26 protein-coding genes are annotated in these 24,131 nt (G+C 62.2%); 14 read left to right on the forward strand and 12 right to left on the reverse strand.

Going from position 1 to position 24,131, the window contains the following annotated elements:
• Positions 1 to 7 precede the first annotated feature (7 nt).
• Positions 8 to 601, forward strand: a complete 594-nt coding sequence (locus tag P3C18_RS02075; RefSeq protein WP_275960219.1) for a DUF4124 domain-containing protein — start codon at positions 8 to 10, stop codon at positions 599 to 601.
• 2 nt (positions 602 to 603) lie between these two features.
• Here the strand turns inward: P3C18_RS02075 and P3C18_RS02080 are convergent, their stop codons facing one another.
• The 5 genes from P3C18_RS02080 to coaBC all read right to left on the reverse strand — a co-directional run bounded on the left by P3C18_RS02080 (position 604) and on the right by coaBC (position 6,456).
• Positions 604 to 1,050, reverse strand: coding sequence for a thioesterase family protein (locus P3C18_RS02080; RefSeq protein WP_275960220.1), 447 nt, complete (start codon positions 1,048 to 1,050; stop codon positions 604 to 606).
• Between the two features lie 133 nt (positions 1,051 to 1,183).
• Positions 1,184 to 2,089 (reverse strand): acetylglutamate kinase, encoded by a 906-nt coding sequence (gene argB, locus P3C18_RS02085; RefSeq protein WP_275960221.1) that lies wholly within the window; start codon positions 2,087 to 2,089, stop codon positions 1,184 to 1,186.
• A 31-nt stretch (positions 2,090 to 2,120) separates the two neighbouring features.
• On the reverse strand, positions 2,121 to 3,509 hold the full coding sequence (gene algC / locus P3C18_RS02090; protein ID WP_275961560.1) for a phosphomannomutase/phosphoglucomutase: 1,389 nt from the start codon (positions 3,507 to 3,509) through the stop codon (positions 2,121 to 2,123).
• 1,253 nt (positions 3,510 to 4,762) lie between these two features.
• Positions 4,763 to 5,218, reverse strand: a complete 456-nt coding sequence (gene dut / locus P3C18_RS02095; protein ID WP_275960222.1) for a dUTP diphosphatase — start codon at positions 5,216 to 5,218, stop codon at positions 4,763 to 4,765.
• Positions 5,219 to 5,247: 29 nt separating this feature from the next.
• Entirely contained in the window at positions 5,248 to 6,456 is a 1,209-nt protein-coding gene (coaBC, locus tag P3C18_RS02100; protein ID WP_275960223.1) for a bifunctional phosphopantothenoylcysteine decarboxylase/phosphopantothenate--cysteine ligase CoaBC, read from the reverse strand.
• A gap of 191 nt (positions 6,457 to 6,647) precedes the next feature.
• Between coaBC and radC the strand changes: the two genes are divergently transcribed.
• A complete protein-coding gene (gene radC / locus P3C18_RS02105; RefSeq protein ID WP_275960224.1) occupies positions 6,648 to 7,322 on the forward strand; it encodes a DNA repair protein RadC in 675 nt (224 codons plus the stop codon).
• Here the strand turns inward: radC and P3C18_RS02110 are convergent.
• Complete coding sequence (locus tag P3C18_RS02110; protein WP_275960225.1) at positions 7,319 to 8,908, reverse strand: ABC transporter substrate-binding protein; 1,590 nt, start codon at positions 8,906 to 8,908, stop codon at positions 7,319 to 7,321. The two genes, radC and P3C18_RS02110, sit on opposite strands and share 4 nt — an antisense overlap.
• Positions 8,909 to 9,256: 348 nt before the next feature.
• Between P3C18_RS02110 and rpmB the strand changes: the two genes are divergently transcribed.
• Both rpmB and rpmG read left to right on the forward strand, forming a co-directional pair.
• Positions 9,257 to 9,493 (forward strand): 50S ribosomal protein L28, encoded by a 237-nt coding sequence (gene rpmB, locus P3C18_RS02115; protein WP_090240685.1) that lies wholly within the window; start codon positions 9,257 to 9,259, stop codon positions 9,491 to 9,493.
• A 10-nt stretch (positions 9,494 to 9,503) separates the two neighbouring features.
• Positions 9,504 to 9,659: a 50S ribosomal protein L33 gene (gene rpmG, locus P3C18_RS02120; RefSeq protein WP_022960960.1), complete on the forward strand. Its 156-nt coding sequence runs from the start codon at positions 9,504 to 9,506 to the stop codon at positions 9,657 to 9,659.
• Positions 9,660 to 9,863: 204 nt separating this feature from the next.
• Here rpmG and P3C18_RS02125 read toward each other — a convergent pair whose 3' ends face one another.
• Positions 9,864 to 10,229, reverse strand: coding sequence for a cupin domain-containing protein (locus tag P3C18_RS02125; RefSeq protein ID WP_275960226.1), 366 nt, complete (start codon positions 10,227 to 10,229; stop codon positions 9,864 to 9,866).
• Between the two features lie 260 nt (positions 10,230 to 10,489).
• Here P3C18_RS02125 and P3C18_RS02130 point away from each other — a divergent pair, with 260 nt between their 5' ends.
• From P3C18_RS02130 to P3C18_RS02140, 3 genes are all read left to right on the forward strand, one after another.
• Positions 10,490 to 11,983 carry an aldehyde dehydrogenase gene (locus P3C18_RS02130; protein ID WP_275960227.1) on the forward strand — a complete coding sequence of 498 codons (1,494 nt, stop codon included), beginning with the start codon at positions 10,490 to 10,492 and terminating at the stop codon, positions 11,981 to 11,983.
• A 297-nt stretch (positions 11,984 to 12,280) separates the two neighbouring features.
• Positions 12,281 to 13,438: an MFS transporter gene (locus tag P3C18_RS02135; protein ID WP_275960228.1), complete on the forward strand. Its 1,158-nt coding sequence runs from the start codon at positions 12,281 to 12,283 to the stop codon at positions 13,436 to 13,438.
• Positions 13,439 to 13,473: 35 nt separating this feature from the next.
• On the forward strand, positions 13,474 to 14,430 hold the full coding sequence (locus P3C18_RS02140) for an OmpA family protein (RefSeq protein ID WP_275960229.1): 957 nt from the start codon (positions 13,474 to 13,476) through the stop codon (positions 14,428 to 14,430).
• A gap of 5 nt (positions 14,431 to 14,435) precedes the next feature.
• Here P3C18_RS02140 and P3C18_RS02145 read toward each other — a convergent pair whose 3' ends face one another.
• Positions 14,436 to 15,878, reverse strand: coding sequence for a PLP-dependent aminotransferase family protein (locus P3C18_RS02145; protein WP_275960230.1), 1,443 nt, complete (start codon positions 15,876 to 15,878; stop codon positions 14,436 to 14,438).
• Positions 15,879 to 16,060: 182 nt separating this feature from the next.
• Here P3C18_RS02145 and P3C18_RS02150 point away from each other — a divergent pair, with 182 nt between their 5' ends.
• A complete protein-coding gene (locus tag P3C18_RS02150; RefSeq protein ID WP_275960231.1) occupies positions 16,061 to 16,306 on the forward strand; it encodes a DUF1127 domain-containing protein in 246 nt (81 codons plus the stop codon).
• A 43-nt stretch (positions 16,307 to 16,349) separates the two neighbouring features.
• On the opposite strand, the gene P3C18_RS02155 is transcribed toward P3C18_RS02150, so the two are convergent.
• The gene (locus P3C18_RS02155) at positions 16,350 to 17,663 is read right to left on the reverse strand and encodes an FAD-binding oxidoreductase (RefSeq protein WP_275960232.1); all 1,314 of its coding nucleotides are present in this window, start codon (positions 17,661 to 17,663) and stop codon (positions 16,350 to 16,352) included.
• A gap of 175 nt (positions 17,664 to 17,838) precedes the next feature.
• On the opposite strand from P3C18_RS02155, the gene P3C18_RS02160 reads away from it, so the two are divergent.
• Positions 17,839 to 18,192: a YkgJ family cysteine cluster protein gene (locus P3C18_RS02160; protein ID WP_090250514.1), complete on the forward strand. Its 354-nt coding sequence runs from the start codon at positions 17,839 to 17,841 to the stop codon at positions 18,190 to 18,192.
• Between the two features lie 3 nt (positions 18,193 to 18,195).
• On the opposite strand, the gene dadR is transcribed toward P3C18_RS02160, so the two are convergent.
• Positions 18,196 to 18,684: a transcriptional regulator DadR gene (dadR, locus tag P3C18_RS02165; RefSeq protein WP_090250512.1), complete on the reverse strand. Its 489-nt coding sequence runs from the start codon at positions 18,682 to 18,684 to the stop codon at positions 18,196 to 18,198.
• 155 nt (positions 18,685 to 18,839) lie between these two features.
• Between dadR and dadA the strand changes: the two genes are divergently transcribed.
• From dadA to P3C18_RS02190, 5 genes are all read left to right on the forward strand, one after another.
• On the forward strand, positions 18,840 to 20,138 hold the full coding sequence (gene dadA / locus P3C18_RS02170; RefSeq protein ID WP_275960233.1) for a D-amino acid dehydrogenase: 1,299 nt from the start codon (positions 18,840 to 18,842) through the stop codon (positions 20,136 to 20,138).
• The gene (locus tag P3C18_RS02175) at positions 20,113 to 20,463 is read left to right on the forward strand and encodes a RidA family protein (protein ID WP_090250506.1); all 351 of its coding nucleotides are present in this window, start codon (positions 20,113 to 20,115) and stop codon (positions 20,461 to 20,463) included. The genes dadA and P3C18_RS02175 overlap by 26 nt, the downstream gene beginning before the upstream one ends.
• Positions 20,464 to 20,626: 163 nt before the next feature.
• Positions 20,627 to 21,700, forward strand: coding sequence for an alanine racemase (gene alr, locus P3C18_RS02180; RefSeq protein ID WP_275960234.1), 1,074 nt, complete (start codon positions 20,627 to 20,629; stop codon positions 21,698 to 21,700).
• Between the two features lie 286 nt (positions 21,701 to 21,986).
• The gene (locus P3C18_RS02185) at positions 21,987 to 22,535 is read left to right on the forward strand and encodes a cupin domain-containing protein (RefSeq protein ID WP_090250501.1); all 549 of its coding nucleotides are present in this window, start codon (positions 21,987 to 21,989) and stop codon (positions 22,533 to 22,535) included.
• Between the two features lie 110 nt (positions 22,536 to 22,645).
• Positions 22,646 to 23,068 carry a c-type cytochrome gene (locus tag P3C18_RS02190; RefSeq protein ID WP_275960235.1) on the forward strand — a complete coding sequence of 141 codons (423 nt, stop codon included), beginning with the start codon at positions 22,646 to 22,648 and terminating at the stop codon, positions 23,066 to 23,068.
• Between the two features lie 33 nt (positions 23,069 to 23,101).
• Here P3C18_RS02190 and P3C18_RS02195 read toward each other — a convergent pair whose 3' ends face one another.
• Entirely contained in the window at positions 23,102 to 23,521 is a 420-nt protein-coding gene (locus tag P3C18_RS02195; RefSeq protein WP_275960236.1) for a hypothetical protein, read from the reverse strand.
• A gap of 13 nt (positions 23,522 to 23,534) precedes the next feature.
• Positions 23,535 to 24,107, reverse strand: a complete 573-nt coding sequence (locus P3C18_RS02200; protein ID WP_275960237.1) for a xanthine phosphoribosyltransferase — start codon at positions 24,105 to 24,107, stop codon at positions 23,535 to 23,537.
• Positions 24,108 to 24,131 lie beyond the last annotated feature (24 nt).

The following is a 24,131-nucleotide window of genomic DNA, read 5'->3' on the forward strand; positions in this document are numbered from 1 at the left end:
TGCATTGATGCATAAATCTGCCATAACCCGCTGTTCGCTGTTGCTCGGCCTACTGCTGCCGGTTGTGGCGGGTGCGGCTGAGTTGTATCGCTACGTCGATGACAAGGGCACCACGGTGCTCAGCCGTCAGGGTGTGCCGCCGGAGCACATCAGCAAGGGTTATGAAGTGCTGAATGACCAGGGGCGCGTGATTCAGGTGATTCCGCCTGCGCCGAGCCCTGAGGAGATGAAGCGCATCCTCGCCGAGAAGGCCCGCGCCAGCTCCGATGCGCAGTTACTGCGCCTGTACAGCACGCCAGACGACGTCGAGCGCGCCCGCGCGCGCAAGCTGGCCGAGCTGGATGGTCTGATTGGTGTGGCGCGTGGCAACCTGCAGTCGGTGCGTACGCAACAGGCCAATCTGCAGAGCCAGGCCGCCGAGCACGAGCGTGCCGGGCGTGCGGTGCCGGCGCATCTGTTGGCGCAGATCGATAACCAGAAGGCCGAACAGGCGCGCCTCAAGGGCGACATCCTGCGTTATCAGGCTGCGCGTAAAGAGGCGGACAGCAGCTTCAATGCTGACCGTGATCGACTCAAGGAACTGCTGGGGCGCAACCAGTAGCCTTATTGCTCGGGCGCGCAGCGCTCAAAGGCCAGAATTTTCGCTCTCAACCACGTCGGTAGCGGACTGCTGCTGCGGCTTGCGCTGTCTGCGTGCACGTAAATCACTTCGCCGGTGGTCAGCGCCTGTTCGCCGCACCAGATACCCATGGCAAAGCTCAGGCTGGAGCGGCCCAGGCGGGCGACGCGAATGCCGATGTGCAGTTGATCATCAAAACGCGCGGGTGCCAGGTATTCCAGTACGGTCTTGATCGCGAAGAAGTCGCCGCCGTCGCGGCTCAGATCATCCGGGTAGCGGATGTCCAGGGTGCGGAAGTATTCGGTGATGGCGACATCGGCGTAGGTCAGGTAATGACCGTTGAACACGATGCTTTGTGGGTCCACTTCGGCCCAGCGCACGCGCAGGGTGTGGAAAAAGCTGAAGGCGTCGCGGGAAGGCGCGGTTGGCATGCGGTACACCTCTGGCTGGCAGTGCGGATCACTGAGCTTCGGTGTTGCGGCGACCTGCTGCAAGGGGGGCAGCAGGCTATCAGGCGGCTGAATCAGCCAGGATTACCTAGCTGATTTGTGCGGCAGGGGGGACTTAATGGCGCTTGCGGTTGCAGATCAGGGTACCCACGCCGCTGTCGGTGAAGATTTCCAGCAGCACGGCATTCGGTACGCGACCGTCGATGATATGTGCGCTGGTCACCCCGCCTTGCACCGCTTCCAGGGCACAACGAATCTTCGGCAGCATGCCGCCGTAGATGGTGCCGTCGGCGATCAGGCCATCGACCTGCTCGGTGGTCAGGCCGGTGAGCACCTGGCCTTGCTTGTCCATCAGGCCGGCGATATTGGTCAGCAGCATCAGCTTCTCAGCCTTCAGTGCTTCGGCGACTTTGCCGGCGACCAGGTCGGCGTTGATGTTGTAGGACTCGCCATCCGGGCCGACGCCAATCGGCGCGATCACCGGGATAAAGTCGCCCTTGACCAGCATGTTCAGCAGGTCGATGTTGACCCCGGTGACTTCGCCGACATGGCCGATATCGATGATTTCCGGCTGGGTCATCTCCGGCGTTTGCCGGGTCACGGTAAGTTTCTTGGCGCGGATCAGCTGGGCATCCTTACCGGTCAGGCCGATGGCGCTGCCGCCGTGCTGGTTGATCAGATTGACGATGCTCTTGTTGACCTGGCCGCCGAGGACCATTTCCACCACGTCCATGGTCGCGGTATCGGTGACGCGCATGCCGTCGACAAAGTGGCTTTCGATGCTCAGGCGTTTGAGCAGATCACCGATCTGCGGACCACCGCCGTGGACGACTACCGGGTTGATGCCCACCGCTTTCATCAGCACGATGTCGCGGGCGAAGCCTTGCTTGAGCTCTTCGCTTTCCATGGCGTTGCCGCCGTATTTGATCACCAGCGTCTTGCCGACGAAGCGGCGGATATACGGCAGCGCTTCGGACAGTACCTTGGCGACGTTGGTGGCGGCATCACGTTCGAGGGTCATGCAGGGCTCCAGTAGAAAATTCGCTAATCAATCAGAACGGCAGGTCGAGGTCGGGCACCGTGCTGTACAGCTGGGCGCGGAAGACTTCCTTGATCCGTTCAAGTTCTTCTTCGGTTTCCGCCTCGAAGCGCAGTACCAGCACCGGCGTGGTGTTGGACGCGCGCACCAGGCCCCAGCCTTTGGGGTAGTCGACGCGGACGCCATCGAGGTTGGTGATATTGCCTTCACCCCATACGCCGTCGCGCTGCAGGCGTTCGATGATGCTGAACTTGCTCTGCTCGGTGACCTGGATATTGATTTCCGGGGTGGCAATGTCGTTGGGGAAGGCGCTGAACACGTGTTCAGCGTCGCGGCGATCCTGGCTGAGGATTTCCAGCAGGCGGGCGGCGGCATAGATGCCATCGTCAAAGCCGAACCAGCGCTCCTTGAAGAAGATATGCCCGCTCATTTCGCCGGCCAGCAGCGCGCCGGTTTCCTTCATTTTTTTCTTGATCAGCGAGTGGCCGGTTTTCCACATTACCGGGCGGCCACCGTAGCCGCTGATCAGCGGGGTCAGGCGGCGCGTGCATTTGACGTCGAAGATGATGTCGGCGCCGGGGTTGCGTGATACCACGTCCTTGGCGAACAGCATCAGCAGGCGGTCCGGGTAGACGACAGTACCGGTATTGGTCACCACGCCGACGCGGTCGCCGTCACCGTCGAAGGCCAGGCCGATGTCGGCTTTTTCGCTTTTTACCTTGGCAATCAGATCCACCAGATTTTCCGGCTTGCCGGGATCGGGGTGGTGGTTGGGGAAGTTGCCGTCGACTTCGCAGTACAGCGGAATCACCGAGCAGCCCAGCGCTTCGATCAATTGCGGGGCGATTACCCCGGCCACGCCATTGCCGCAATCGACCACCACGCGCATGGGCTTGGCCATGGCGATGTCGTCGCGGATCTGCTTGAAGTAGCGCTCCAGCACATCAACCTGTTCGACCGTACCGACACCGCTGGCCAGGTCGTTGTTGTCGATCCGTGCTTTCAGGGCCTGGATCTGTTCGTTGGCCAGGGTGTCGCCGGCGATGACGATCTTGAAGCCGTTGTAATCGCGCGGGTTGTGGCTACCAGTGAGCATCACCGCCGATTTGCCGGTGAGGATATGCCCGGCGTAATACACCACGGGCGTCGGCACCATGCCGACATCGCTGACGTTACAGCCGCAATCGAGCAGGCCTTGGATCAGCTGTTGCGCCAGCTCCGGGCCGGACAGGCGGCCGTCGCGGCCAACGGCGATGTTCGGCTCGCCCTGCGCCAGGCTTTGCGAGCCGATGGCGCGGCCGATCCAGTAGGCGGTTTCGGCATTCAGGGTGCGGCCGACTACGCCACGAATGTCATAGGCGCGGAAGATGTCGGCAGGCAGCTTGGGCGCTTTCGCCTGCACGGGGGCGGGGGCCGGCTCATCGAGGCCGAGCAGGTCCTGGTCTTCGTCGAGAATATCGATGTCGAGGATATCGGTGTCCTGAAACAGTGGGTCGACCATGGCGCTGGCGGGCGTCTGCATGGCGGCGACGCCTGGGTTGGCTGCGCCGGCATTGGCAGTCGGGGCGGCGGCCTGTTCAGTCGCGCGGCGCGGCATGCGTGCGAGGTTCTGCGCGAGGATATCCAGGGCTGGCAGGCTCAGGCTGAACGCCTTGACGGCCTTGCCGGCGGACAGCTCCTTGAGCATCTGCCCCAGTTGCAGCACATCGTCACGCAGGTGACGTTGCAGGCTGCTCTGCAGCAGGTAGAGGCCGACAATTGCACCAGCCAGGGCCAGCAGCCCGGCGATGGCCAGCAGCAACGGCGAGAACACCGGGTTGGTCAGTGACGGGCCGGGGGTAAAGCTGACCGTCCAGTTGGGGTTGCCGGTGCTGAATGCTTGCGCGGTGCCTTGCGCGTCGCCGCGCTGGGCGAGGACCTGGGCAGCGGTGTTGTTGAACTGCTGGATCAGCTGGATCTGGCCGATTTCGGCGGGCATTACCGGCAGGCTGGCGAGCAGGCGCTCCAGATCCACGGCCAGCAGCAGGGTGCCATGCAGCGGCTCACCTTCGCTCAGGCGCAGCGGCGCGGCGCTATACACCAGCCAGCGCTGGCCGACTTTGTAGGCCTCGGGTGCGGGCGTTTGGCCGTTTTCTGCGCGGCGCAGCATGTCCAGCGCGGCGAAGTTCATCGGCGCGCTGCGGCCCATGTCCTGCACGGCCTGGCCGCGGGCGTTGAGGTGCGCGTCGACCACCCCGTGCCAGTAAGTGAGGTTGCGTTCGGCGTCGCGGATCTGATTGATGTCCTGGCTTTGCAGGGCTTGCAGCAGTTGCGGGTTGCGCGCGGCTGCCTGGGTGTCGGCGCTCAGCTGCTGCAGGGCTTTCTGCAACACGGTCGCCTGACCGCCACCCCAGGCCTGGCTGAGTTGCTGCAGCTGTTGCTGGTAGGCGCTGTTGAGCGGGCCGAACCAGAGCAGCGCACCGGCCAGGATGATGCCGACTAACGCCGCCAGCACACCCGGCAACAGGGCGTTGGGGCTGTTCTTGGCCGCTTTGGCGGCGGGGGCACTGGTCAGTTGGGCGCTGGCGGTTACTCCGTCAGCGTCCTTGGCCGTGCGCTTGAAGAGTTTCATGCAGCGTCTCCTCGGCAATTCATCCTGGAATTAGATTAAGGCAATCAATGGCTACCGGAGTGGCCGAAGCCGCCTGCGCCGCGTTGGCTCTCATCGAACTGTTCAACCAGCTCGAAATGCGCCTGCACCACCGGTACCAGAATCAGCTGGGCGATACGGTCGCCGATGGCGATGGTGAAGGCGCTCTGCCCACGGTTCCAGCAGGACACCATCAATTCGCCCTGGTAGTCCGAGTCGATCAGGCCGACGAGGTTCCCCAGGACGATGCCATGTTTGTGACCCAGGCCCGAGCGCGGCAGGATCATCGCGGCCAGACCGGGGTCGCCGATGTAGATCGACAGGCCGGTGGGGATCAGCACAGTTTGCCCCGGCTCCAGCACCAGATCCTGCTTGAGCATGGCACGCAGGTCGAGGCCGGCGGAGCCCGGCGTGGCGTAATGCGGCAGGGGAAATTCGTTGCCCAGGCGCGGGTCGAGGATCTTGGCTTGTAAGGCGTGCATATCAGGCTCTGTGGTCGGTGAGTGCAGCGTCAGTTGCGGGCCAGGCGTTCGGCAATAAAACTCACCAATTGGCGGGCAATCTTGCTTTTGCTGGTCTGGGCGAAACTGCTCTGCTGAAGCTCACGGTCGATGATGGTGATGGCGTTTTCTTCGCTGTTGAAGCCGATGCTGGGGTTGGCCACGTCATTGGCGACGATCAGGTCGAGGTTCTTGTCGCGTAGCTTGCGCGAGGCGTACTCCAGCAGGTTCTCGGTCTCGGCGGCAAAGCCGACGCTGAACGGCCGGTCGCTGCGCCCCGCCAGGGTGGCGAGAATATCCGGGTTACGCACCATTTGCAGGAGTAGACCGTCGCCACTGCTCGGGTCTTTTTTCAATTTGTGCTGGGCGACCACTTCCGGGCGGTAATCGGCCACGGCGGCGGCGGCAATCAGCAGGTCGCAGGGCATCGCGGCTTCACAGGCGGCGAGCATGTCGCGGGCGCTGGTGACGTTGATGCGGGTGACGCGCTCGGGCGTCGGCAGATGCACCGGTCCGCTGATCAGGGTGACCTTGGCGCCGGCTTCGGCGGCCGCTTCGGCGAGGGCAAAGCCCATCTTGCCGGAGCTGTGGTTGGTGATATAGCGCACCGGGTCGATGTTTTCCTGGGTCGGGCCGGCGGTAATCAGCACATGCTTGCCAGTCAGGGCCTGGTGCTGGAAGCAGTCGGCGGCGCATTGCACCAGCTGCTCAGCTTCGAGCATGCGGCCCAGGCCAACATCGCCGCAGGCCTGGCTGCCGGCGGCGGGGCCGAATAGATGCAGGCCGCGTTGGGCTAGAAGCTGGGCATTGGCCTGGGTCGCCGGGTCGCGCCACATCGCCTGGTTCATGGCCGGAGCAAGGGCGACAGGCGCATCGGTGGCCAGCACTAGGGTGGTCAGCAGGTCATCGGCGACGCCCTGGGCCAGACGCGCCATCAGGTCGGCAGTGGCCGGGGCAATCAATACCAGATCGGCCCAGCGCGCCAGTTCGATATGGCCCATGGCGGCTTCGGCCTCGGGGTCGAGCAGTTCAAGGTGCACCGGATGCCCGGACAGAGCTTGCAGGGTCAGCGGGGTAATGAATTCGCGACCGCCTTTGGTCATGACCACGCGCACGTCGGCGTCCTGGTCCTTGAGTCGGCGAATCAGCTCGGCACTTTTATACGCGGCAATACCGCCGCCCACGCCAACAATGATGCGTTTCCGATACAGCCGCTGCATAGGCCTGCCTTTTATAAAGATGGATATACACCGCGACGCTGACACCTCCCCAGGCCAGGCGCCGCGCAAAAGTTGGGCTACGATAGCACAGAGCCTGCAGCGGAGTAGCGCTGCCAAGCGCTTGCCAGGCTTGGCTTTGCGGCACTCGGGCGCGGCGCTTTGCCGCGCCTGGCAACACACAAGGAGGTGTGATGAGTATTCGTGATTGGCCTGCGGCCGAGCGCCCGCGGGAAAAGCTGCTGGCCCAGGGCGCAAGCACCCTGACCGATGCGGAATTGCTGGCGATTTTCCTGCGCACAGGTGTGGCCGGGCAGAGTGCGGTGGACCTGGCGCGCCATCTATTGGGCGACTTCGGCAGCCTGCGCGCCTTGCTGCAGGCGGATCTGTCGTCGTTCAGCCAGCGACTGGGTCTGGGGCCGGCCAAGTTCGCCCAGTTGCAGGCAGTGCTGGAGATGGCGCGTCGTCATCTGGCCGAGCAATTGCGTCGCGATTCGGCACTGGAAAGCCCGCAAGCTGTGCGTGATTACCTGAAAGCGCTGTTACGCCATGAGCCGCATGAGGTGTTTGGCTGTTTGTTTCTCGATGCCAAGCACCGTGTGCTGGCGTTCGAAGCGCTGTTTCATGGCTCCATCGACAGCGCCAGTGTGTATCCCCGGCAGGTGGTCAAGCGCGCGCTTGCACATAACGCGGCGGCGCTGATCCTGACCCATAACCACCCGTCCGGTGTCGCCGAACCGAGCCAGGCCGATCGGGTGCTGACCCGTCGCCTGAAAGAGGCGTTGGAGCTGGTGGATGTGCGCGTACTCGACCATTTTATCGTCGGCGACGGCGAGCCGCTGTCGATGGCCGAGTACGGTTGGCTTTAAGGGTTTAAACGCACCTTGGCAAAGTCCTGGCGACCGAATGGGCTGACCTGATAACCCTCGACCTGCTTGCGCGTTAGCGCGTAGGCGGTTGGGTGGGCCAGCGGTAGCCACAGCGCCTGCTGCTGGATGATCTGCTGCGCTTCTTTATATATCTGGCTGCGCTGCGTCTGGTCGCTGGTGCTTTTGCCATCGGCGATCAGCTTGTCCAGTTGCGGGTCGCAATAGCGCGCGAAGTTCAGCCCGGATTCAAGTGAGGCGCAGGCAAATTGCGGGGTGAGGAAGTTGTCCGGGTCGCCGTTGTCGCCGGCCCAGCCCATAAACAGCAGGTCGTGCTCGCCGGCTTTGGCGCGGCGAATCAGCTCGCCCCATTCGATTACACGGATTTCCGCTTTGATGCCGACCTTGGCGAGGTCCGCCTGCAGCAACTGCGCGCCCAGGCTTGGGTTGGGGTTGAGTACGCTACCGGTGGGGCGGGTCCAGATGGTGGTGCTGAAGCCATCGGCCAGGCCGGCCTGTTTGAGCAATTCGCGGGCTTTCTGCGGGTTATGCGGGTAGCCGGGCAGTTCGCTGGCGTAGCTCCAGGTATTCGGCGGGTAGGGGCCATTGGCGGCTTCAGCGCTGTTTTCGAACACCGCCTTGAGGTAGCTGGCCTTGTCGAAAGCTAGGTTGATTGCCTGACGTACGGCGGGCTGATCCAGCGGCGGATGCTGGCTGTTGATGCCGACGAAGGCGGTCATAAAGGCAGCGGTGTGCGCGCTCTGTAGAGTGCTATCGCCGCTGATGGACTGCACATCCTGCGGTTTCGGTGACAGAGCAATATGGCACTCGCCGCGGCGCAGCTTCTGCAGGCGCACGTTGGCGTCTGGGGTGATGGCGAACACCAGGTTGTCCACCGCAGGTTTGCCCGCGAAGTAGCTTGGGTTGGCGCTGTAACGCACGCTGGCGTCCTTCTGGAAGCGTTTGAAGACAAACGGCCCGGTGCCGATTGGCTGGCTGTTGAGGGTCTCCGGCGTGCCCGCTGCCAGCAATTGCGCGGCGTACTCGGCGGAATAAATAGAGGCGAAGCCCATGCTCAGGGTGGCGAGGAAGGTCGCATCCGGACGGTTAAGGTTAAAGCGCAGGCTGTGTTCGCCGGTCTTGTCGATGCTTTTGATCAGGCTTGGCAGCTGCATTGATTGCGCATGCGGGTAACCACTGGGGGCGACCTTGTGCCAAGGATGCTTTGGGTCGAGCATGCGCTGAAAGCTGAACAGCACATCATCGGCATTCAGCGGGCGGCTGGGGATGAAATACTCGGTTTGGTGAAACTGCACGTTCGGATGCAGGGTGAAGCTGTAGCTCAGGCCGTCCGGGCTGACCTCCCAGGCCTGCGCCAGGCTCGGCTGCAGGGTGCCGCTGGTCGCGTCGAAATCCACCAGGCGGTTCATCAGCACGTCGGCCGAGGCGTTGGTGGTGGTCAGCGAGTTGTACTGCACTACGTCGAAGCCGTCTGGGCTGGCTTCTGTGCAGACACTGAGCGTGCTGGCCTGGGCCAGGGCGGGCGCAAGAAGCGGGGCGAGCAGCAGCGGTAGGGTAGCAAGACGCATGGCAAACTCCTGAATAGCGGTGGGCGCGCTGGCGCAGGTCTTACCCTAGGCCATTAACCGGCGGCAGGGCAATCAGTCTTGGCGACGAGCGGTCGATCTGCGCGGGTGCCCTTGCTGGCTAGCCTGGACGCAACAATCGCTGGTTGGCGTCTGCCGGGTAAAGTGCGTTTAACCTTGTTGCACTGGGGGCTTTCTGGTATAAAGCAGCGCTCTTTTGTAGGGGCCCGGTTCTTGCGCTTTCAGGTACGGCCGGTAAGACCCTCGAGATACGCGGCGCTGCGCGCCAAGATTGAATAATTAGCGGCCAACCCATGCCGGGTTGGGCATGTGGTTTTAGAGGGCTGAGGCATGTCGAGAGTCTGTCAAGTTACCGGTAAGGGTCCGGTAACCGGGAATAACATTTCCCACGCAAACAACAAAACCCGTCGTCGTTTCCTGCCGAACCTGCAGCATCACCGCTTCTGGGTCGAGTCTGAGAACCGTTTCGTGCGTCTGCGCGTTTCTGCCAAAGGCATGCGTTGCATCGACAAGCGTGGTATTGACGTCGTTCTGTCCGAGCTGCGCGCTCGCGGCGAAAAGGTTTAAGGAGAAAGTCATGCGTGAATTGATCCGTTTGATCTCGAGTGCCGGTACTGGTCACTTCTACACTACCGACAAAAACAAGCGCACCACTCCGGACAAAATCGAAATTAAAAAATTCGATCCGGTTGTGCGTAAGCACGTGATGTACAAGGAAGGCAAGATCAAGTAATTGGTCTGGCTCCTTGCCGAAAAAGCCCGCTTTTATAGCGGGCTTTTTCTTGCCTGCGATTTGGCGTGGTAAACCCTGGGCGATAAAAAATGGCCGGGAGCCATTTTTAACGGTGCGTAGCAACGGCCCGCAGGGTGGCCGCCAGGGATGGCAGGCAATAAAAAGCCCGCGCAAGGCGGGCGAAGGGTGACGCATGAAGAGCTATCAGTTGCTGGCTTGCTCGAAGATCACATAGACCTTGCGGCATGGCTCCAGCACTTCCCAGGTGCCGGAGAACCCAGCCGGGATGACGAAGCGGTCGCCCGCGCGCAGGGTTTTGGCGTTGCCGTCCTGGTCGCGCAGCACCGAGACGCCTTGCAGAATCTCGCAGTACTCGTGTTCGGTGTAATTGATGGTCCAGTGGCCGACGCCGCCTTCCCAGATCCCCGTATTGAATTGACCGCACGGGCTACCGTAGTGGTTGCGCACGCTTTGCTCGGGGTCGCCCTTGAGCACTTTTTCTGCAGCCGGACGGTAATGTTCGGGTGTGGTAGTGGCGGTGGCGAAGTCGACGATCTTTTCGATGTTCATAAGCATGTCCGGTAGGGATTGAGCGCCTGTTAAGGCCAGGCTTGTTGTCGGTCGGGGTGACGATTTCGGCAGTCTATGTTTAATAAAGCACACATAACAAGGCGGCTTTGCCAGTTTTTGTAAAAAATATTGGAAGTGTGCAAGCCTCTGGTTTAGTGTTGCCGGCAGGATTGGGTGAGCAGGTTCTTGCGGCCCCATGCAGAATAATTGACAGCGCAGCGACCACCAGCGGCGCTTTACTAGCGATAGAGGATGTAGCAATGACTAGCCTGACTCGTGCCGACTGGGAGCAGCGCGCCAACAACCTGAAGATCGAAGGCCGGGCCTTTGTTCATGGCGAGTACCGCGCTGCTGTCTCCGGGGCCACCTTCGAGTGCATCAGCCCGGTCGACGGTCGTCTGCTCGGCCTGGTGGCCAGCTGTGATCTGGCCGATGCCGAGTTGGCCGTGGCGGATGCCCGCGCCACCTTCGAATCTGGCGTCTGGTCGCGCATGGCCCCGGCGCAGCGCAAGCGCGTGATGATCCGCTTTGCTGATCTGATGGATCAGCATGCTGAAGAACTGGCGCTGCTGGAAACCCTCGACATGGGCAAACCAATCAGCGACGCCCTGGGTGTCGACGTGCCGGGTGCCTCGCGGGCGATTCGCTGGAGCGGCGAAGCGGTCGACAAGATCTACGACGAAGTGGCGGCTACTCCGCACGACGAGCTGGGCCTGGTTACCCGCGAGCCGGTTGGCGTCGTTGCGGCCATCGTGCCGTGGAACTTCCCGATGATCATGACCGCCTGGAAGCTCGGCCCGGCCCTGGCCACCGGTAACTCGGTAATCGTCAAACCCTCCGAAAAATCCCCGCTGACTGCCCTGCGTATGGCCCAGCTGGCGCTGGACGCCGGCATCCCGGCGGGCGTGCTCAACGTGCTGCCAGGTTACGGCCATACCGTTGGCAAGGCGCTGGCGCTGCATATGGATGTCGACACCCTGGTGTTCACCGGTTCGACCAAGATCGCCAAGCAGCTGATGATCTACGCTGGCGAATCGAACATGAAACGCGTCTGGTTGGAAGCCGGCGGCAAGAGCGCGAATATCGTCTTCGCCGATGCACCGGACCTCAAGGCGGCGGCCGAAGCTGCTGCTGCGGCGATCTGCTTCAACCAGGGCGAGATGTGCACCGCCGGCTCGCGCCTGCTGGTGGAGCGTTCGATCAAAGACACCTTCATGCCCATGGTTCTGGAAGCCATGCAGGACTGGAAAGCCGGTCACGCCCTGGACCCGGACACCAAAGTCGGCGCGCTGGTCGACGCTGGCCACCTGAATGCGGTGCTCGGCTACATCGACGCCGGCCACAAGGATCAGGCCAAGCTGCTTTGCGGCGGTAAGCGCACCCTGGAAGAAACCGGCGGCCAGTACGTTGAGCCGACCATCTTCGATGACGCGCACAACGCCATGCGCATCGCCCAGGAAGAAATCTTTGGCCCGGTGCTGACGGTGATCCCGTTCGACAGCACCGAGGAAGCTATCCAGATCGCCAACGACAGCATCTACGGTCTGGCTGCAGCCATCTGGACCAGCAACCTGTCCAAGGCGCACCTGGCAGCCAAGGCCCTGCGCGTTGGCAGCATGTGGGTCAACCAGTATGACGGCGGCGACATGACTGCGCCGTTCGGTGGCTTCAAGCAGTCCGGTAACGGTCGCGACAAGTCGCTGCATGCCTTTGACAAGTACACCGAGATCAAGGCGACCTGGATCAAGCTTTAACGATAGCGGGGCGATCTCCTGGTCGTCGGCCATACGGCGTTGCGTCCTCGCTTTTAATGCTCACGTACTGCAGTACGCTGCGCTTAAAAGCTGCGGGGCGCCTTGTCTGGCCTTAGCCCAGAAGATCTTTTCCGGGGCGCAATCCGGTCGAGGCAGGCTGGGTAGTATTGCGATAAAGGTCCGCCCTCTCTGGGGCCGGCTCGAAAAGGGCCACACCTGCGGCCGGGTTCCTATGGAGCCCGGCCGTTTTGCATCTGCGCTGCGGGTGCCGAGCGAGCCAGGGAATGGAGTGAAAAAATGAATTGGATGACCTATTTCGCCGTCAGCGCGGCAGTGGTGATCGTCGGCTTGGCGCTGGGCGTGACGCTGCCGCTGGTGTCGTTTCGCCTTGAGTCCTGGGGTTACGGCCCCTTTGCCATCGGTGTGATGGCCGGTATGCCGGCGATTGGCGTGCTGGTCGGGGCGCGTCTCACTGGGCACCTGGCCGGCTGGTTTGGTACGCCGCAGACCCTGCGCCTGTGCCTGCTGGCCAGTGCCGCCTCGGTGGCGCTGCTGAGCGTGATGCCGAGCTATCCGTTGTGGCTGTTGCTGCGTCTGCTGATTGGCATCTCCTTGACCGTGGTATTTGTGCTCGGCGAAAGCTGGATCAATCAGCTGGTCGAGGACCGTTTGCGTGGTCGTCTGGTGGCGCTGTACGGCACCGGTTTTGCGCTCAGTCAGCTGTGCGGGCCGCTGCTGTTGACCTTGCTGGGCACCGAGAGTGATCGCGGCTTCTGGTGCTCCGCTGTGCTGCTGGTAGGCGGTAGCCTGCTGCTGTTAGGTCGCGATGGCGCGCCCAAGGTCGATGCGCAGAGCGCGTCTGGGCGCGGCATTCTGGCGTTTTGCCGCACCTCGCCGGCGATTGCCTGGGCGGTGGTGTTGTTTGCCGCGTTCGAGGCGATGGTGCTAACGCTGTTGCCGGTGTACCTGGTGCGTGAGGGCTTTGCCCAGCAGCTGGCGTTGATCATGGTCAGTGCGGTGGTGGTCGGTGACGCCGCGCTGCAGTTGCCGATTGGCTGGATGGCCGACCGTGTGCCACGGCAGACGCTATTCCGCTGCTGCGGGGTGGTGCTGTTGCTGTCGAGCCTGAGCATTCCGTCATTGCTGCATACGCCGCTGATTTGGGTGGTGCTGGTGCTGTTCGGCGCCAGTGCGGGCGGCCTGTACACCCTGTCGCTGATTCTGGTCGGCCAGCGCTATCGTGACGATGCGCTGGTGCGTGCCAACTCGCATATCGCCTTGCTCTGGGGCGCCGGTTGCCTGCTCGGGCCGCTGTCGACCGGTGCCGCCAGTCAGTGGGTTAGCGGCCATGCGCTGCCGATCCTGATGGCGATTGGCGCGGCGCTGTTTGTCTGGCTGGCGTTTCAGCGTGGGGCCTTTGCCAGCCCGCTGGCGAGCACGGGGGGCAGCAGCTAGGGTTTCCTCCAGATCCATTCGCCGGGAAGCCGATCATGTTCAGCAGAATCCTTGCACTATTTTTGAGCCTGGTGGCGGGGGTGGCCGCTGCCGGCGATCTGCCCGGTAGTGCCGACCACCCGGCTATTGCCCGCTACGACGGGGCGGAAATTTATGCCTATGAGGTTCAGGCCTTTACTGACTGGCGCTTTATCAAGGGCGCAGCCACGGTCTATGGCGGCCTGCAGAAAAACCTTGATGCCAGCGAGGTGCTGGAGGGCAAGCTGACTCGGCTTGGCTACCGTGCGCCACCCGAGCGCACGCCGTTGGAGATATTCCGCAACTATCAGCAGGCCCTGGCCGACGCGGGCTTCGAGACGCTGTTCGCGTGTGCGCGTGAGGAGTGCGGCGGGCGCAATTTCAACCATGCGATCACCCTGGACATGCACTTGCGTGAGTACCACCAGGATCAGCGTTACCTGTATGCCCGGCTCAAACGGCCCGAGGGCGACCTGTATGTCGCGCTCTATGTCATCCTCAATCAGGCCGGGGGTGGGCCGAACAAGGGCCGCAGCCTGATTCGGCTGGATGTGCTGGAGCGCAAGGCCATGGAGCAGCGCATGGTGGTGGTTGAGGCGCCGGCCATGCAGGTGGATATCGATGCCAAGGGCAAAGTGGCGCTGTACGGGATCTTCTTCGACTTCGATCAGGCCAGCATGCGCGCCGACTCCGCCGCGCAGCTGGAGGAAATCACCAAACTGCTCAAGGCCAGCCCGGCGCTCAAGGTGCTGGTGGTCGGTCATAGCGACGGCAAGGGCGCGCTGGACTACAACCGCGAGCTGTCGCAACGGCGCGCCCAGTCCATCGTCAAGGCGCTGGTCGAGCAGCACGGCATTGCCGGCGAACGCCTGACGGCCGTGGGTGTAGGCATGGCGGCGCCGTTGGCCAGCAATCGCAGCGAGGAAGGCCGCGCGCTTAACCGTCGCGTCGAGCTGGTCGAGCGCTTCGAGTAGCGCGCTCAGTCTGACCCTGGTGCCAACTGCTGCTCGGCGAGTAGTGCGGCCACGCATTCGCCAACCTGACGAATCGCCTGTTCAAGCTCCGGGGTGGGTTTGCCGGCGTAGTTGATGCGCAGGCAATTGCGGTATTTGCCGGCGGCGGAAAAGATGCTGCCGGGGGCGATCTGGATGGCGTGTTGCAGCAATTCGCGGTTCAGGCGCTGGCTGTCGAAACCGGTCGGCAGTTCAAGCCACAGCATAAAACTGCCCTGCGGCCGGCTGACCCGCGTGCCGGTCGGGAAGTAGCGGCTGATCCAGTCGATCATCAGGTCCCGCCCGCGCTGATACTGGGCGCGCATGCGCCGCAGGTGCGGCTCGTAATGGCCGGCTTCCAGGTATTCGGTGATGGCCAGCTGGGGCAGCTGGGCGGTGCTGCCGGTGCCCATGTATTTCATGTGCAGCACGCGATCCAGGTAGCGCCCCGGGGCAATCCAGCCGATGCGCAGGCCGGGTGCCAGGGTCTTGGAAAACGAACTGCAGAGCAGCACGCGGCCATCTTCGTCATAGGATTTGATGCTGCGTGGGCGCGGGTAGCTGTAGGCTAGGTCGCCGTAGACGTCATCTTCGATGATCGCCACGTCATAGCGCTGCGCCAGGGCCAGCAGGGCGCGCTTGTTGGCCTCGGGCATGATGTAGCCCTGCGGATTGTTGCAGGTCGGGGTCAGCTGGATGGCCTTGATCGGCCATTGCTCCAGTGCCAGTTCGAGTGCTTCCAGGCTGATGCCGGTGATCGGGTCGGTGGGCAGCTCCAGGGCTTTCATGCCGAAGCCTTTGAGCGCCTGCATCACGCCGTGGAAGCTCGGCGAATCCACCGCAACGATATCCCCCGGCTCGCACACCGCACGAATCGCCGCCGACAGCGCCTCGTGGCAGCCGGTGGTGACGATGATTTCCTCGGGCGACAGACTGCAGCCGGAGTCGAGCATCAGCCGCGAGATCTGCTCACGCATGCCCAGGTGGCCGTATATGCAGCCATAGGTCAGGCTGGTTGCGTCCTGGCGGCGGCTCAGGCGCGACAGCGAACGCAGCAGCGGTTTCAGCGTCGGACTGTCGATATCCGGGCGGCCGCGACCGAGTTGCAGCAGGCCCTCCTGCCCTGGCGGTCGGCTGATCAGTTCCAGCACCTGATCCCACTGCGAGACATCCACCGGGCGCTGGGCCATGCGGCTGACCATCGGCAGCGCCGGCTGGTGGCGCGCCTGGGGCACAAAGTAGCCGGACTTGGGCTTGGGTGTTGCCAGGCCCTGATCTTCCAGGTGGCGATAGGCTTGCTGCACCGTGCTCAGGCTGACGCCATGTTCCAGGCTGAGGGCGCGCACGGAGGGCAGGCGATCACCGGGACGATACAGGCCCTGCTCGATGCGGGTGCCGAGCAGTTCGGCCAGATTGATATAGAGCGTCATAACAGTTGCCTCGCAATAGCTCTGTGTAGTACGCAAAGCCAGTACAGATCGACGATAAATCCACCATTCAGAGCTTGTTTGCGGGAATCTGTATGGATTTAAAATTACATTTTTGAATCTGTCATGCTTTTTCCGTCTCGCCCATCATGATCTCCCATCAGGCTTACGGGCAGGAGCAGGCGATGAACGGTTTAAGTGATGTCAGGCTGAGCATGAAAGCAGACGAGTTGCAGCAGGAGTCCGCTGGCGGGCATCTGTATGCTCGTCCGGGTGCGGTTAAACCAGCTGTACGCCGCTGGAACGCATTCTGGCTGCGCCTGACAACCCGCCGGGCGCTGCTGACGCTGACCGATGAGCAGCTCAAGGATATTGGCCTGAGCCGCGAACAGGCCCGGCGCGAGGTGTTTCTGCCGTTCTGGAAGCTGTGAGGGGCTTACGCAGCAGGCCTTTGCAGCCTGCTGCATGGGGCGATCAGACCAGCTCTTTCATCCGATGCCACAGCATGCCCAGGGCGAGCAGTGGTGAGCGCAGGTGTTTGCCACCGGGGAAGGTCATATGCGGCACCTTGGCGAACAGGTCGAAGCCGCTGCTGGCCTGGCCGGCGATGGCCTCGCCGAGCAGCTTGCCGGCCAGGTGCGTGGCGTTGACGCCGTGGCCCGAGTAGGCCTGGGCGTAATACACGTTGGGCTGCTCCTTGAGGCGGCCGATCTGCGGCAGGCGGTTGGCGCCGATGCCGATCATGCCGCCCCACTGGTAGTCGATCTTCACATCTTTCAAGTGCGGGAAGACTTCCAGCATTTTTGGCCGCATATAGCCGGCGATGTCTGCAGGATCGCGACCGGAATAGTGGCAGGCACCGCCGAACAGCAGGCGCCGATCGGCGGACAGGCGGTAATAATCCAGGGCCACACGCTGGTCGCACAGGGCCATATTCTGCGGAATGATTGCCCGCGCTTCGGCTTCGGACAGCGGTTCGGTGGCGATCACGTAGCTGCCGGCGGGCAGTACCTTGCCGCCCAGGTTGCTGTTCAGGCCATTCAGGTAGGCGTTGCAGCCGAGCACCAGGGTGGCGGCGCGCACCACGCCCTGAGCGGTGTGTACCTTGACCTCATTGCCATAGTCGATGCGCGTCACTGCCGATTTCTCGAACAGCTGCACGCCCAGGCTCTGCGCCGCGGCCGCCTCGCCGAGGGCCAGGTTGAGCGGGTGCAGGTGGCCGGAACCCATGTCGATCATGCCGCCGACGTAGCGGTTGGAACCGACCACTTCGTGCATCTGCTCCGGTTGCAGCAGGCGCATTTCATGGCGGTAACCCAGCTGCTTGAGCTCGGCCATGTCTTCGGCGAAGTCGGCGAGGTGGCTGGGTTTGTTGGCCAGGTCGCAGTAGCCCCAGGTCAGGTCGCAGTCGATGTTGAACTGCTCGATACGCTGGCGGACGATTTCCACCGCTTCCAGGCCCATCAGTTTCAGCTCGCGCACGCCTTGCGCACCAATCACCGATTCGAACTGCTCCACGCCATGGCCGACGCCGCGAATCAGTTGGCCGCCGTTGCGCCCGCTGGCGCCCCAGCCGATCTTGTGCGCCTCCAGCAGCACCACCGAAAGGCCTTTTTGCGCCAGTTCGATGGCCGTGTTAAGGCCGGAAAAGCCGCCGCCGACAATGCACACATCGGCGCGCAACTCACCACCCAGGGCGGGGTAGTCGAGCTGGCGATTGGCGCTGGCGGCGTAATAGGAGTTGGCGTGCTGGCTGTTGTGAACCGGCTGGTGAACGCGGGCGTTCATGTGTGGAATCCTGATTATTGTGTTTGGAAAATTTTACGAAGCATAAGCGTGGGATTTGCCAAACGCCAAGAGGCAATCGCGAAATAAGCGGATTTTCGTCGGCTGGCTCGCGCAACTGCCGCGATCCAGCCCGCTGCGCGGTTACTATGCCGGCCTGTGTTTCAGGATCACGCCCATGAGTTGCACCAGCCGCAAGATCGACCAGCTGCGTTTGCAGATTCCCAGTTTTGCCTGCGTGCCGGGCTGCCACGATTGCTGCGGCCCGGTTACGGCTTCATCCGAGGAGATGTCGCGGCTGCCGGTGAAAAGCGATGCCGAACATGACGCCGCGCTGGCCGAGTTCAATTGCGTGCACCTGGGTCCGCAAGGGTGCACGGTGTATGACCAGCGCCCGCTAATCTGCCGGCTGTTCGGCACCACGCCAAGCCTGCCCTGCCCGCGCGGCCAGGGACCGGAGCAGATGATTGAGCCGGCGGTGGCCAAGCAGGTACATCAGCTGATTGCGACTACCCGCCAAGTTCTGGTCTGACTGCTAGTCGGCAATCGGCAGGCTCAGGCTCTCTTTCACTTCTTCCATGACGATGTAGCTCTTCGACTCGCGCACGTGCGGCAGCTTGAGCAGGATGTCGCCGAGCAACTTGCGGTAGCTGGCCATCTCGTTGATCCGCGCCTTCACCAGGTAGTCGAAGTCGCCGGACACCAGGTGGCATTCGAGTACGTGCGGCAGCTTGAGTACCGCGCGGCGGAACTCCTCGAAGGTATCGCCGGACTTGTAGTCCAGGCTGATCTCGACAAACACCAACAGGCTGGCCTTGAGCTGCTGCGGATTGAGCCGCGCGTGGTAGCCCATGATGATGCCTTCGCGCTCCAGGCGGCGCACGCGCTCGGTGCAGGGTGTGGTCGACAGGCCGACTCGTTCGCCCAGCTCGGTAAAGCTGATACGGCCGTCTTCCTGCAGGATGCGCAGGATGTTGCGGTCGATCTTGTCCAGTTCGCGGCGGCTTTGATGCTGGGTGCGCATGGTGGATACCCCTCTACAGAAGGCGATATTGCCAAGAATTGTCGCCAAATATAGCTATTTATATAGTGAAAAGCACTGCTGATCTCTTCCTATACTGCGCTCAATTGTGATCTCAAGAATTATCCGTCGCGCATTGTCGCGGCGAGGAGAGCGGCATGCGGGTTCTGGTTCTCGGTAGCGGTGTGATTGGTACAGCCAGTGCGTATTACCTGGCACGTCAGGGTTTTGAAGTGGTGGTGGTCGACCGGCAGAATGCCCCGGCCATGGAAACCAGCTTCGCCAACGCCGGCCAGGTGTCGCCGGGCTACGCCTCGCCGTGGGCGGCGCCGGGTGTTCCGCTGAAAGCGATCAAGTGGCTGCTGCAAAAACACGCGCCGCTGGCGATCAAGGCCACCGCCGATATCGACCAATACCTGTGGATGGCGCAGATGCTGCGCAACTGCACCGCCAGCCGTTACGCGGTGAACAAGGAGCGCATGGTGCGTCTGTCCGAGTACAGCCGCGACTGCCTTGACGAACTGCGTGCGGAAACCGGCATCGCCTATGAAGGCCGCAGCCTGGGCACTACCCAGCTGTTCCGCACCCAGGCGCAACTGGACAACGCCGCCAAGGACATCGCCGTACTCAAACAGTCCGGCGTGCCTTACGAGCTGCTCGATCGCGCCGGCATTGCCCGCGTTGAGCCGGCCCTGGCCACTGTCACAGACAAACTGGCTGGCGCCTTGCGTCTGCCGAATGACCAGACCGGCGATTGCCAACTGTTCACCAGCAAACTGGCCGAAATGGCCAAGGCGCTGGGGGTGGAATTCCGCTTCGGCCAGAACATCCAGCGCATCGACGCCGTGGGCGACCGGGTCAATGGCGTGTGGATCGACGGCAAGCTGGAAACCGCTGACCGCTACGTGCTGGCGCTCGGCAGCTTCAGCCCGCAACTGCTCAAACCGCTGGGCATCAAGGCGCCGGTGTATCCGCTCAAGGGCTATTCGCTGACTGTGCCGATCACCAATGCCGCGATGGCGCCGACCTCAACCATCCTCGATGAAACCTACAAGGTGGCGATCACCCGTTTCGACAACCGCATCCGCGTGGGCGGCATGGCGGAAATCGCCGGCTTCGACCTGAGTCTCAACCCGCGTCGCCGCGCCACCCTGGAAATGATCACCGCCGATCTCTACCCGCAGGGCGGCGATCTGCGCCAGGCCGAGTTCTGGACCGGCCTGCGTCCGGCCACCCCGGACGGCACGCCGATTGTCGGTGCCACCGGCTTGCGTAATTTGTTCCTCAACACCGGCCACGGCACACTGGGCTGGACCATGGCCTGCGGCTCCGGTCGCTTGCTTGCCGATCTGATGGCGAAAAAGCGTCCGCAGATCAGCGCCGAAGGCCTGGATATTTCCCGTTACAGCCGTTCCCAGGAGAGTCACAAGCATGTCAGTACAGCGCCTGCACACTGAAAGTCGCTACAGCGAAATCGTTATCCACAACGGCACGGTCTACCTGGCCGGGCAACTGGCGGATGACTACAGCGGCGACATCGTGCAGCAAACCCGCGAAACCCTGGCCAACACCGACCGCATGCTGGCCGAGGCTGGCAGCGACAAGTCGAAGATCCTCTCCGTGACCATCTACTTGAAGGACATGGACCGTGATTACGCCGGTCTCAATCAGGTCTGGGACGCCTGGGTCGCGCCTGGTGCTGCGCCCGCGCGGGCCTGCGTCGAGGCGAAGATGTACAAGCCAGAAGTGCTGGTGGAAATGATGATCGTGGCTGCGTTGTAACGCGCCTCGCCCGTTTGCGATAAGAGTTTGCCCGGCCATCACACCGGGCTTTTTTATAGCCTGCCATCCCTGGCGGCTACCCTTCGGGTCATTGCTACGCAACGCTAAAACTAGCTCCCGACAATTTTTTATAACCTGAAAACTGCTGATAGCCGAGAACATCATGCGTCCTGCCCGTGCCCTGATCGACCTCAACGCCTTGCGTCACAACTATCAACTGGCCCGTGAAGTCAGCGGCGCGCGCGCCCTGGCGGTGATCAAGGCGGATGCCTACGGCCATGGCGCGGTGCGTTGTGCCCAGGCGTTGCAGGAGCAGGCCGATGGTTTTGCCGTGGCCTGCATCGAGGAAGCGCTGCAACTGCGCGAGGCCGGTATTCGCGGGCCGATCCTGTTGCTGGAGGGTTTTTTCGAGGCCGACGAATTGCCGCTGATCGAGCAGCACGAGCTGTGGTGCGTGGTGCATTCGCTGTGGCAGTTGGAGGCGATTGAGCGCAGCGCTGTGCGCGGCCCGCTGACCGTCTGGCTGAAGATGGACAGCGGCATGCACCGCGTCGGCCTGCATCCGGCCGACTACCAGGCGGCTTACCAGCGCCTGCTGGCCAGCGGCAAGGTGGCGAAGATTGTGCTGATGAGCCACTTCGCCCGTGCCGACGAGCTGGATTGCCCGCGCAGTGCTGAACAGTTAGCGGTTTTTCAGCAGGCGCGCCAGGGTATTGTCGCCGAGGTCAGCCTGCGCAATTCGCCAGCCGTATTGGGCTGGCCGAGCGTGCCGAGCGACTGGGTGCGCCCCGGCATTATGCTCTACGGCGCCACCCCCTTCGAACAGGCGCAGGCCGTGGCTGCGCGGCTGCAGCCGGTGATGACTCTGGAGTCGAAGATCATCAGCGTGCGCGAACTGCCGGCCGGCGAGCCGGTGGGCTATGGCGCGCGCTTTGTCAGCGAGCGGCCAACCCGTGTCGGCGTAGTTGCCATGGGCTATGCCGACGGTTACCCACGCCATGCGCCGACCGGCACACCCGTGTCGGTGGATGGCCAACTGACCCGCCTGATCGGCCGCGTGTCGATGGACATGCTCACCGTCGACCTGACCGATCTGCCGCAAGCGGGCCTGGGTAGCCGGGTCGAACTCTGGGGTAAACAGGTGCTGGCCAGCGATGTGGCCGCCCAGGCTGGCAGCATTCCCTATCAGCTTTTCTGTAACCTGCGCAGGGCGCCGCTGCTCTACCTCGGGGCTTAGAGCCTGTTCAAAGGCTGCTGCGCGTTGGCCCTGCTGCGTTAAAAACAGGCTCGGACTGCTCATTTACAACCCGTAAAGTCGCCCGCGACTCCGACCGTTCCTCGCCTGTTTTGATCAGCCGAAGGCTGTTACTGACGTAGCGCCTTGCATGACTCTAGCTCGCGAGCCCTTCAATAGGCTCTAACACGCACGCTGTAGACGAGTTTGAACGCGAGTGTTGTAAATTCCGAACGCTATGCCATGATACGGCGACTTTTCTGTATCTATCCCAAGGGGGACTCCAGCATTGGACGTCGGTGTACGCCTGCAATCCATTCGCAAACTCAAAGGCCTTTCCCAGCGTGAACTCGCCAAGCGGGCGGGCGTCACCAACAGCACCATTTCGATGATCGAGAAGAACAGCGTAAGTCCTTCGATCAGTTCGTTGAAAAAGGTGTTGGCGGGTATCCCCATGTCACTGGTGGAGTTCTTCTCCCTGGATGTGGAGCAGGATAGCCAGGCTCAGGTGGTCTATCGCGCCGCCGAACTCACCGATATCTGCAGCGGGGCCATTACCATGAAGCTGGTGGGCAAGGCGCATCCGAGCCGAGCCATTTCCTTCCTTGATGAAACTTACCCCAGCGGTACCGACACCGGCGACGAAATGTACGCCCACGAAGGTGAAGAGGCCGGCATGCTGGTTGAAGGCAAGCTGGAGCTGACCGTCGGTGATGAGGTGTTTATCCTCGAACCGGGCGACAGCTACTACTTCGAGAGCAGCAAACCGCACCGTTTCCGTAATCCGTTCGAGCAGCCAGCACGGCTGATTAGCGCAACTACGCCGGCCAATTTCTAAATAACCCTGCGACAATATGGGTTGTTTCGGCGGCAGCGGCTTGCCGTTATACTGTCGCCCGCTCGCGAAACCGTGGCCGCGAGCGTGACTAGCCACGAAGAGGGTGTACCGTGAACCTGATTAAAAAGCTCCTGGTAGCACCGGCTACCGTTTTGGCTCTGTGGGCAGTGACTGCTCAGGCCACGACCGACGATGCCATTGCCGAGCGACTGAAGCCGGTCGGCCAAGTCTGTGTGATGGGTGAAGAGTGCAAGGGCGTGGGTGCTGTAGCAGCCACAACTGGCGGCGGTGCGCGTACTGCCGATGACATCATTGCCAAGCACTGCAGTGCCTGCCACACCCCAGGCATCCTGGGTGCGCCGAAAATTGGCGACACTGCAGCCTGGAAAGAGCGCGCAGACCACCAGGGCGGCCTTGACGGCATCCTGGCTAAGGCGATTTCCGGTATCAACGCCATGCCGCCAAAAGGCACCTGCGCGGATTGCTCGGACGACGAGCTGCGTGAAGCGATCCAGAAGATGTCCGGCCTGTAATACGCCTGACTCTGCTGTAAAAAAGCCGCCTATTTAGGCGGCTTTTTTGTGCCGGCGTTTTATCGGTATTCCAGCCAGTTTGCGCAGATATGGGCGCATCAGCAGTGCCAGCAGGCTAAACGTAGCGAATAACGCCAGCGGCCCTTGCAGCAGATACCAGTCGCTGTAGCCGAGTTTCTCGCTGAGTATGACCGAGATAAGTGGCATGCATATTGGGACGAGCATGCCTGTCAGCCATTGCCACTCAGGGCGTTTCAGGCTGAAGGCATAGGCCGTCAGAAACAGACCGCCCAGCAGCGCATTGGCGGCTAGCAGAGGCAGGGAGGGCGGGGCCGTCAACAGGCTCACCGCCAGCAGGCCGAGCAAGGCGCCGGCGATCCAAGGCATCTTGTCGAGGGTCTTGGCAGCATGCTTGCGCACGTACTTGGCCGCCTTTTGGTAATCACGATCCATGTGTGTGCCTTATCTAATCAATAAAACTGACCTGACCATCCTTGAGCGAGTCGATGCGTGCCAGCGACTCGACCCGATAGCCCTGCGCATCCAGTTCGGCGCGGCCGCGCTGGAAGGATTTCTCGATCACCACGCCAATGCCGGCGATGCTCGCGCCGGCCTGGCCGATCAGGTCGATCAGCGCGCGGGCGGCATGGCCGTTGGCCAGGAAGTCGTCGATCAGCAGCACGTGATCCTTGGCGTTCAGGTGCTTGGCCGAAATGGCCAGGGTGCTTTCGGTCTGCTTGGTGAAGGAAAACACCTTGGAGATATACAGGTCGTCCTTGAGCGTCAGCGACTGGTACTTGCGCGCGAAGATCACCGGTACGCCCAGCTCCAGGCCGGCCATCACCGCCGGGGCAATGCCCGAGGCTTCGATGGTGACGATCTTGGTGATGTTCTGGCCGGCGAAGCGCTGGGCAAACTCATGGCCGATCTGCTGCATCAGCGCCGGGTCGATCTGGTGATTGAGAAAGGCATCAACCTTGAGCACCTGCTCCGAGAGCACGGTGCCTTCATCGCGAATCTTCTGTTTTAGCGCTTCCACGCGGTTACCCTCGTTGTTCTAGTG

Origin of the sequence: Pseudomonas sp. 1928-m, assembly GCF_029269135.1 — a bacterium.
In the GTDB taxonomy this organism is placed as follows: Bacteria; Pseudomonadota; Gammaproteobacteria; order Pseudomonadales; family Pseudomonadaceae; genus Aquipseudomonas.